We start from the raw sequence: 6,950 nt of genomic DNA, 5'->3' as shown, positions 1-6,950 counted from the left end.
GATCTGACTCGGCCGCTGCCACGCTGATACTGTCCTTATGGACATCCAAACCCACGTGAATCTTGCTACGCTCTTCCATGGTCGGTCTCCTTGTTGCTGACGACGCAAGTCACAGCATGTAGCTCTACGTCCTTGGACGCAACCTACGAGTTTGGAGACCGGCCGCCTACCCAGGGGGGCGGCGACCATGATGTCTAGCGAGTGAGGACCCGCCGGATGGAGTAGCTCAAGGCATCCACGAGCGCGACCAGCAGCAGCATGGCGCCCAGCACGGTGGCGGTCTTTCCCATCTGGAAGAGCCCCATGTGAAAGGCCAGCAGCTGTCCGAGCCCTCCGGCCCCGACCACCCCGAGGATCGCGGCGGCGCGGATGTTGTTCTCCCAGCGATAGAGCGTGTACGAGATCAACTGGGGCACGACCTGGGGCAGCGTCGCGTAGAGGAAGACGCGGACCGCGCCGATGCCTTGGGTGCGCAGCGCCGCCGCGGGCTCCTGCGGCGCGTTCTCCACGGCCTCGCCGAACAGGCGCCCCAGCACACCGGTGGTGTGCAGGGCGAGCGCCAGGGTGCCGGCGAAGGGGCCGAGCCCCGCCGAGATCAGCAGCAGCGCCGCCCACACCAGTTCGGGCACGGCCCGCAGCGCGTTCAGCAGCAGCCGGGTCGGCCCTCTCGCCCACGCGGCATCGCCCTCGTGGGTCCGGCTCGCGGGCAGCGCCAGCAGCAGGCCGAAGACCGCCGCGATCAGCGTGCCCAGCGCCGACATCGCCAGCGTCTCCACGGACGCCGCCGCCACCTTGCGGACGAACGCGGCGGACAGATCCGGCGGGAAGAACTCGGCGCCGAAGCGCGCCATGCGCCGGCCCGCATCCGCCGAGAAGAACGCACGCCATTGCAGGTCCAGGCTCCAGAAGCTGAGGACGACCAGCAGCACGATGCCGAGCGTGAACCAGCAGGCCTTGCAGCGTGCATCGAAGAGCGGCGCCGGCAGCTTGTAGGGAACGTTGGCGGCTTGCCGCGTCGGCGTCTTCTTCATGCCAGCGCCCGCCTGAGCCACGTGCTGGCACGGTCGGCCAGCGCCACCAGCAGCACGAAGACCAGCAGCATCGTCGCCACTTCGCCGCCGGCGAACATCTTGGTCGAGGTGTCGAGCAGCTGGCCCAGCCCGCCGGCACCGACGAAGCCCAGCACCACCGACGAGCGGATGGCGCACTCCCAGCGGTAGACGGTGTAGGAGCTCAGCTCGGCTGCGTTCTGCGGCAGCAGCCCGTAGGAAAAGGCCTGAAGGCGTCCGCTGCCGTTGGCGAGCAGGTTGCGCACGACGGTGCTGTCGCTGCTTTCGAGGATGTCGGCGTAGACCTTGCCGAGCATGCCGCCGTAGGTGAGCGCGATCGCGAGCACTCCCGCGGTCGGCCCGAGGCCCACGACGCGAACGAAGACCAGCGCCCACACCAGTTCGGGAATGCTGCGCAGCGCCACCAGGGCCCAGCGCATGGCCTGCCGCAGCAAGGCCGGCACAGTGCCCATGCGGCCCGACAGCGCCGAGACCGACAGTGCCCGCGTCGACACGAGCGCGGCAGGCAGGGCGATCATCAGCGCGAGCGTGATGCCGGCGGTCGCGATGGCCACCGTGCGCCAGGTTTCGCGCGCGACCAGGCGCAGGAACTCGCCGTCGGTCGCCGGCGGCACGAAGGCCGACAGGAAGCGCAGTGTCGGGCCGCGGCTCTCGGCCTCGAACAGGATCCAGGGCCGGAACTCCGTCGCGACGAACATCGGCCACAGCAGGACCAGGGCGGCGGCGGTCCAGAACAGCCGGCCGATCCAGGCCGGGTCGCGGCGCGGCTTTGCGGCATTCATCGGCAGTGCATCACCACCGGCCGCGGTGCCGAGGGCGCGGGTTCCGAGGGCGCGGGCGCCGCCCCGACCAGCTCGTCTTCATGCTGCGCATAGAGCGCGGCGAGTATTTCGCGGCTCACCTGCGCGGCCGGCAAGTCGAAGTGGATCGTGCCGCCGCGCAAGCCCACGATGCGGCCGAAATGGGCCAGCGCGGTGTCGACCTGGTGCATCGCGGTCAGCATCGTGATGCCCCGCTCTCGCGCAAGTGCCACGAGTTCGGTGATGGCCTGCTCGGCGCGCGCCGGATCGAGCGCCGACAAGGGCTCGTCGATGAGCCACATCGTGGCCGGCGCGAGCACCGCGCGCGCCAGCCCGACGCGCTGCCGCTCGCCCCCGGACAGGCGATCCACCCGCGCGAACAGCTTGTCGCCCAGGTCGAAGCGTTCCAGCGCGGCATAGGCACCGGGGATGTCGCGCGGATAGAAGAGCGATCGCAGGCTGGTCGCGAAGCTCCACGCCGGCAGGCATCCGGCCAGCACCGCCGTGACCACGCGCTGGCGCGGCGGCAGCGGCGGCGTCTGCGGCGCCATGAACAGGCGGCCGCGCTGCCGCTGCAGGGCCCGCACGCTCAGCGACCAGGGATCGACGCCATCGAAAGTCAGCCCGCCCGTCGCGGGCTTGAGGGACGCGGCCGCCACTTGCAGCAAGGTCGTCTTGCCCGCGCCCGACGGGCCGATCACCGCCACCTGCTCGCCGGCCTCGAGGTGCAGGCTCAGGTCGCGCAGCGCGGTGGTTCCGCGCTGCGCGGCCGGATGCCGCGCATGGATGCCATGCAGATCGAGCTTCACGGTGCGGTGTTCCCTCTCAGAGCAGGCCCGCGCTCTTCGCCGCCGTCTCGATGCCCTTGTAGTTCTCGGGCCGCGTCGGGATGAAGCGGGTCGCGCGCTGCAGTTCGAGGATCTCCTTGCCCTCCGGCGTCTTCGGGTCCAGGTCGAGGAAGGCCCGCGTGAGCGTGGCGCGCATGGCCTCGGGCATGTCCGAACTCACGGACCAGTTGTAGTCGTAGTACGCCGGGGTGGTGTAGAACACGCGCACCTTCTGCGGATCGACCTTCTTGTCGGCGACGAATTTCTCCCACACCGAGATGTTCAGGGCACCGGCCTGCACCTTGCCGCCGGCGACGGCGGCGATGGTCGCGTCGTGCGCGCCGCTGTAGGCCACGCGCTTGAAGTCCTTGTCCGGATCGATGCCGGCCTGCAGCAGGAAGCTGCGCGGCATCAGGTGCCCGCTGGTGGAGCTTTGCGAGCCGAAGCTCACGTCCTTGCCCTTGAGATCGGCGAGCGTCCTGATGGCCGGGTCGGAGGTGATGAACACCGACTTGAAGCGCTCGTCTTCCTCGCGCTGGACGATCGGAATCACCTTGCCGCCCGAGCGCGCGGACGCCTGGACGAAGGTGAAGCCGCCGAACCACGCCAGGTCGACCTTGCCGTTGATCAGGACCTCGACGGCCGAGGCGTAGTCCGTGACCGGGGTGAACTCGACCTTCATGCCGAGTTTCTTCTCGAGATACTTCACGAGCGGCCCGGCCTTGCGCGCGAGCTCGGTCGGCGACTCGTCGGGGATGGCGGTCACGCGAAACACCTTCTGCTGCTGCGCCTGCGCCGGAACCATCGATGCGAGGCACAGGCAGGCGAACAGTGCTGGCAGGAATCGGGAGCGAAGAAAACCGTACATGACATGAAATCCGGGTCAGTGTTGATGAAGCGGCATTACACCGCGGAAGACGAGCGGCCCGGTGCGGACCGCCCGATGCCCTACCCGCCCGCGCACGAGCGGAAGCCCGCGAACACGTCGTTTCGGTCCGCGGCAAAGAAGTTGCGATAGCGAGGATGCTTCATGTGGGGCGTCGTCGCGAACGATCCGCCGCGCAGCACGGGCCGGCCGTCGAACCAGGGTTGCGAATAGTCCCGGTAGGGATGCGGCACGAAACCCGGATAGGGCGCGAACGCGCTGGCCGTCCACTCCCAGACCTCGCCCCAATCGAAAGCCTCCTGCTCCTGCGACGCAAGCATCGCGGCGCATTCCCATTCCGCCTCGGTGGGCAGACGGCGCCCCGCCCATCGGCACCACGCCGCGGCCTCGTGCGCGCTGAGATTCTGGGCCGGGGCCGACAGCTCGGCCGCCACCCATCGTCCGAAGCGCAGCTGCTGCCAGCCGTCGACCGTTCGCCGCAGGTACGAGGGGCCGCGGGCATCGGCCCGCTGCCGCCACGTCCAGCCGGCCGCCGTCCATGCGCCTTGGGTCTCGTAGCCACCCGCCTCCACGAAGGGGATGTACTGGCGCCAGGTCACCGGCGCACGATCGATCGTGAACGGGCCCAGTTGGACGTCCAGGGCACGCAGTTCATTGTCGAAGGCGAAGCCGGCGTCGCCCGCACCCATCCGCGATGTACGGCCCGGGATGTGCCAGGCACCCGCGGCGCTCACGGCCTGCGCGGACTTGCCGGTCATCGCCGGTCCGAGATCGATGCCGAGGCGCTGCGCGATGAAGTGCCAGGCCTCGCGATGCATGTCTTCGTGGAAGAGCGCGAGCCGGAAGAAGTAGAGCTCGTCGTCGCCCGCCCCGCTTTCGCGCAGCAGTTCCAGCGTGCCGTGGCGCACGGCGCCGAGGTAGCTTCGCGTGGCATCGGGATCGGGCAGCGCCAGGTGCCAGCGCCGGTCATGGGGCACGTTCGACGAATCGAACAGTTCATCCGCATTCGGCAGCAGCGGCGAGCCGCGAGCGCCCGTCGGGTCGCAGGCCGGGCCGCGCGCCCGCGCGCTGTTGCGCGCGATCCAGAACTCCTCGAACCAGCCGACGTGGCCGAGCTCCCACAGCGGCAGGTTCACAACCGGGTCCGGCGCGATGCGCAATCCCTGGGGTCCGAGCGCCCGCTCGAAGCCCTCGAACAAGGCCAGCAGTTGTTCGCGGCCGTGGGTCAGCGCCGCCGCCAGTTCGGCCGGTCCGGCATGGCGGATCGCCGAGGCCGATGCGGGACCATGACCTGATGGCGCCTGGTTCACCGGTATAAGCTGCGACATGCTTCGCCCTTCAGTCTGCATCGTCACGCCGGCGCTGGCGGGTGCCAACAACGGCAACTGGCAAACCGCCAGGCGCTGGTCGCAGATGCTCAAGGGCCATTATCGTGTGGCGCTGGCGGACCGTTGGAGCGGAACGCCGGCGGACGCCATGATCGCCCTGCACGCGCGCAAGTCGGCGGACTCGATCGCTCGCTGGTCGCAGCAGTCGCCTCGCCGCCCGCTGGTCGTCGTGCTGACCGGAACGGATCTCTACCGCGACATCCACGCCGATGCGAATGCCCAGCGCTCGCTGGCACTCGCGGATCGACTGGTCGTTCTCCATGAGCGGGCGGTGGACGATCTGCCGGAACCATTCCGACGCAAGGCCATGGCGTGCTTCCAGTCCACGCCGGCCCGCAAGCCGGTGTCCCGAACCCATCGGCATCTTCGAGCCATCATGGTCGGCCACCTGCGCGAGGAGAAGGCACCGCAGACCTATTTCGCGGCGGCGCGCAAGCTCAAGCGTCGGCATGACATCCTGCTCGACCACGTCGGCGCCGCGCTCGATCCCGCGCTGGGCGCCGAAGCGCGGGCCCTCCAGGAGAGCTGCCCGAGCTATCGCTGGCTGGGCGGCCTGCCCCACCAGGACGTGCGCCGGCGCATCCAGGGCGCCCACGTTCTCGTGCACCCAAGCCGCATGGAAGGCGGCGCCCACGTCGTGATGGAGGCGATCCGCAGCGGCACGCCGGTGATCGCCAGCCGCATCTCCGGCAACGTCGGCATGCTCGGGCCCGACTACGCGGGCTACTTCGAGCCGGGCGACGCCGACGGTCTGGCGGCCCTGCTGGAGCGTTGCCGCGATGACCCGGCGATACTCGAACGCCTCGGCTCGCAGTGCGCGCAACGCGCGCACCTTTTCGAACCCGCGCGAGAGCGCGCCACCCTCCTGACCCTGCTGGACGATCTGCTGGAGACATCCCGATGAACGCACCCCTCACCACTTCGATGAATCCCCGACTGACCTCCCTGTCCCACGGCGGCGGCTGCGGCTGCAAGATCGCACCCGGCGTCCTGAGCGAGATCCTGAAGAACACCAACCGGATGCCGGTGCCGCCCCAGCTGCTGGTCGGCATCGAAACCGCCGACGACGCCGCCGTCTATCAGCTGACGGACGACATCGCGCTGATCGCGACCACCGATTTCTTCATGCCGATCGTCGACGACCCCTTCGATTTCGGCCGCATCGCCGCCACCAACGCGATCAGCGACGTGTATGCCATGGGCGGCAAGCCGATCATGGCGCTCGCGCTGGTGGGCATGCCGATCAACGTGCTGTCCACCGACGTGATCGGCAAGATCCTGGAAGGCGGCGAATCCGTGTGTCGCGCGGCGGGCATTCCCATCGCGGGCGGCCACACGATCGACTCGGTGGAGGCGATCTACGGGCTCGTGGCGCTCGGCGTCGTCCACCCCAAGCGCGTCAAGCGCAACGCGGACGCCAGGCCCGGCGACCGGCTGGTGCTCGGCAAGCCATTGGGCGTGGGCGTGCTCTCCGCGGCCCTGAAGAAGGAGCTTCTGTCGGCCGACGGCTACGCGCAGATGATCGCCACCACGACCCAGCTCAACACGCCCGGCCCGGACCTGGCCGCGATGGACGGGGTCCATGCGCTGACCGACGTCACGGGCTTCGGGCTCGCCGGCCACGTGCTGGAACTCGCGCGCGGCGCCAAGGCGGGTGTCGTCATCGACTGGTCGCGCGTGCCCTTGCTCTCCGGCGTGCGCGAACTGGCCGCGCAGGGCATGGTCACGGGAGCCTCGGGGCGCAACTGGGCCGGCTACGGCGCCGAGGTCAGGCTGCCGGAGGGCTTCGCGGATGCGGATCAGGCCCTGCTGACCGACCCTCAGACCAGCGGCGGCCTGCTGGTGTCCTGCACGGCCGAGGCGGTCCCGGAAGTGCTGGCCGTGTTCCGCCGCCATGGTTTCGACGCGGCGGCCGAGATCGGCGAAGTGGTCGCGGGCGGTGACGGGAAGACGCGCCTCGCGATCCGTTGAGGCACCGG

General features: G+C 69.6%; 7 protein-coding genes. 2 read left to right on the top strand and 5 right to left on the bottom strand.

Annotated elements, in window-relative coordinates; all coding sequences use genetic code 11:
* Positions 1 to 194: 194 nt before the first annotated feature.
* The 5 genes from phnE to senA form a co-directional block, all read right to left on the bottom strand.
* On the bottom strand, positions 195 to 1,031 hold the full coding sequence (gene phnE, locus AC1DNF_RS24380) for a phosphonate ABC transporter, permease protein PhnE (protein ID WP_478151221.1): 837 nt from the start codon (positions 1,029 to 1,031) through the stop codon (positions 195 to 197).
* Positions 1,028 to 1,852 carry a PhnE/PtxC family ABC transporter permease gene (locus AC1DNF_RS24375; RefSeq protein ID WP_478151220.1) on the bottom strand — a complete coding sequence of 275 codons (825 nt, stop codon included), beginning with the start codon at positions 1,850 to 1,852 and terminating at the stop codon, positions 1,028 to 1,030. The genes phnE and AC1DNF_RS24375 overlap by 4 nt, the downstream gene beginning before the upstream one ends.
* Positions 1,849 to 2,679: a phosphonate ABC transporter ATP-binding protein gene (locus AC1DNF_RS24370; protein WP_478151219.1), complete on the bottom strand. Its 831-nt coding sequence runs from the start codon at positions 2,677 to 2,679 to the stop codon at positions 1,849 to 1,851. The genes AC1DNF_RS24375 and AC1DNF_RS24370 overlap by 4 nt, the downstream gene beginning before the upstream one ends.
* Positions 2,680 to 2,695: 16 nt before the next feature.
* Positions 2,696 to 3,565, bottom strand: coding sequence for a putative selenate ABC transporter substrate-binding protein (locus AC1DNF_RS24365; protein ID WP_478151218.1), 870 nt, complete (start codon positions 3,563 to 3,565; stop codon positions 2,696 to 2,698).
* 80 nt (positions 3,566 to 3,645) lie between these two features.
* Positions 3,646 to 4,911 (bottom strand): selenoneine synthase SenA, encoded by a 1,266-nt coding sequence (senA, locus tag AC1DNF_RS24360; RefSeq protein ID WP_478151217.1) that lies wholly within the window; start codon positions 4,909 to 4,911, stop codon positions 3,646 to 3,648.
* Between senA and senB the strand changes: the two genes are divergently transcribed.
* Both senB and selD read left to right on the top strand, forming a co-directional pair.
* Positions 4,910 to 5,875 (top strand): selenoneine biosynthesis selenosugar synthase SenB, encoded by a 966-nt coding sequence (senB, locus tag AC1DNF_RS24355; protein WP_478151216.1) that lies wholly within the window; start codon positions 4,910 to 4,912, stop codon positions 5,873 to 5,875. The two genes, senA and senB, sit on opposite strands and share 2 nt — an antisense overlap.
* Complete coding sequence (selD, locus tag AC1DNF_RS24350; RefSeq protein WP_478151215.1) at positions 5,872 to 6,942, top strand: selenide, water dikinase SelD; 1,071 nt, start codon at positions 5,872 to 5,874, stop codon at positions 6,940 to 6,942. The genes senB and selD overlap by 4 nt, the downstream gene beginning before the upstream one ends.
* Positions 6,943 to 6,950: the final 8 nt, after the last annotated feature.

It is taken from the genome of Variovorax sp. 01T432, from assembly GCF_056398605.1.
Note: the sequence above shows the minus strand (reverse complement) of the source record. Positions and strands in the feature narration are given on the sequence as shown.

Coding starts and splice junctions, on each gene's coding strand:
- senB (WP_478151216.1), top strand. CDS start 4,910: ATGCTTCGCCCTTCAGTCTGCATCGTCACGCCGGCGCTGGCGGGTGCC.
- phnE (WP_478151221.1), bottom strand. CDS start 1,031: ATGAAGAAGACGCCGACGCGGCAAGCCGCCAACGTTCCCTACAAGCTG.
- selD (WP_478151215.1), top strand. CDS start 5,872: ATGAACGCACCCCTCACCACTTCGATGAATCCCCGACTGACCTCCCTG.
- AC1DNF_RS24365 (WP_478151218.1), bottom strand. CDS start 3,565: ATGTACGGTTTTCTTCGCTCCCGATTCCTGCCAGCACTGTTCGCCTGC.
- AC1DNF_RS24375 (WP_478151220.1), bottom strand. CDS start 1,852: ATGAATGCCGCAAAGCCGCGCCGCGACCCGGCCTGGATCGGCCGGCTG.
- senA (WP_478151217.1), bottom strand. CDS start 4,911: ATGTCGCAGCTTATACCGGTGAACCAGGCGCCATCAGGTCATGGTCCC.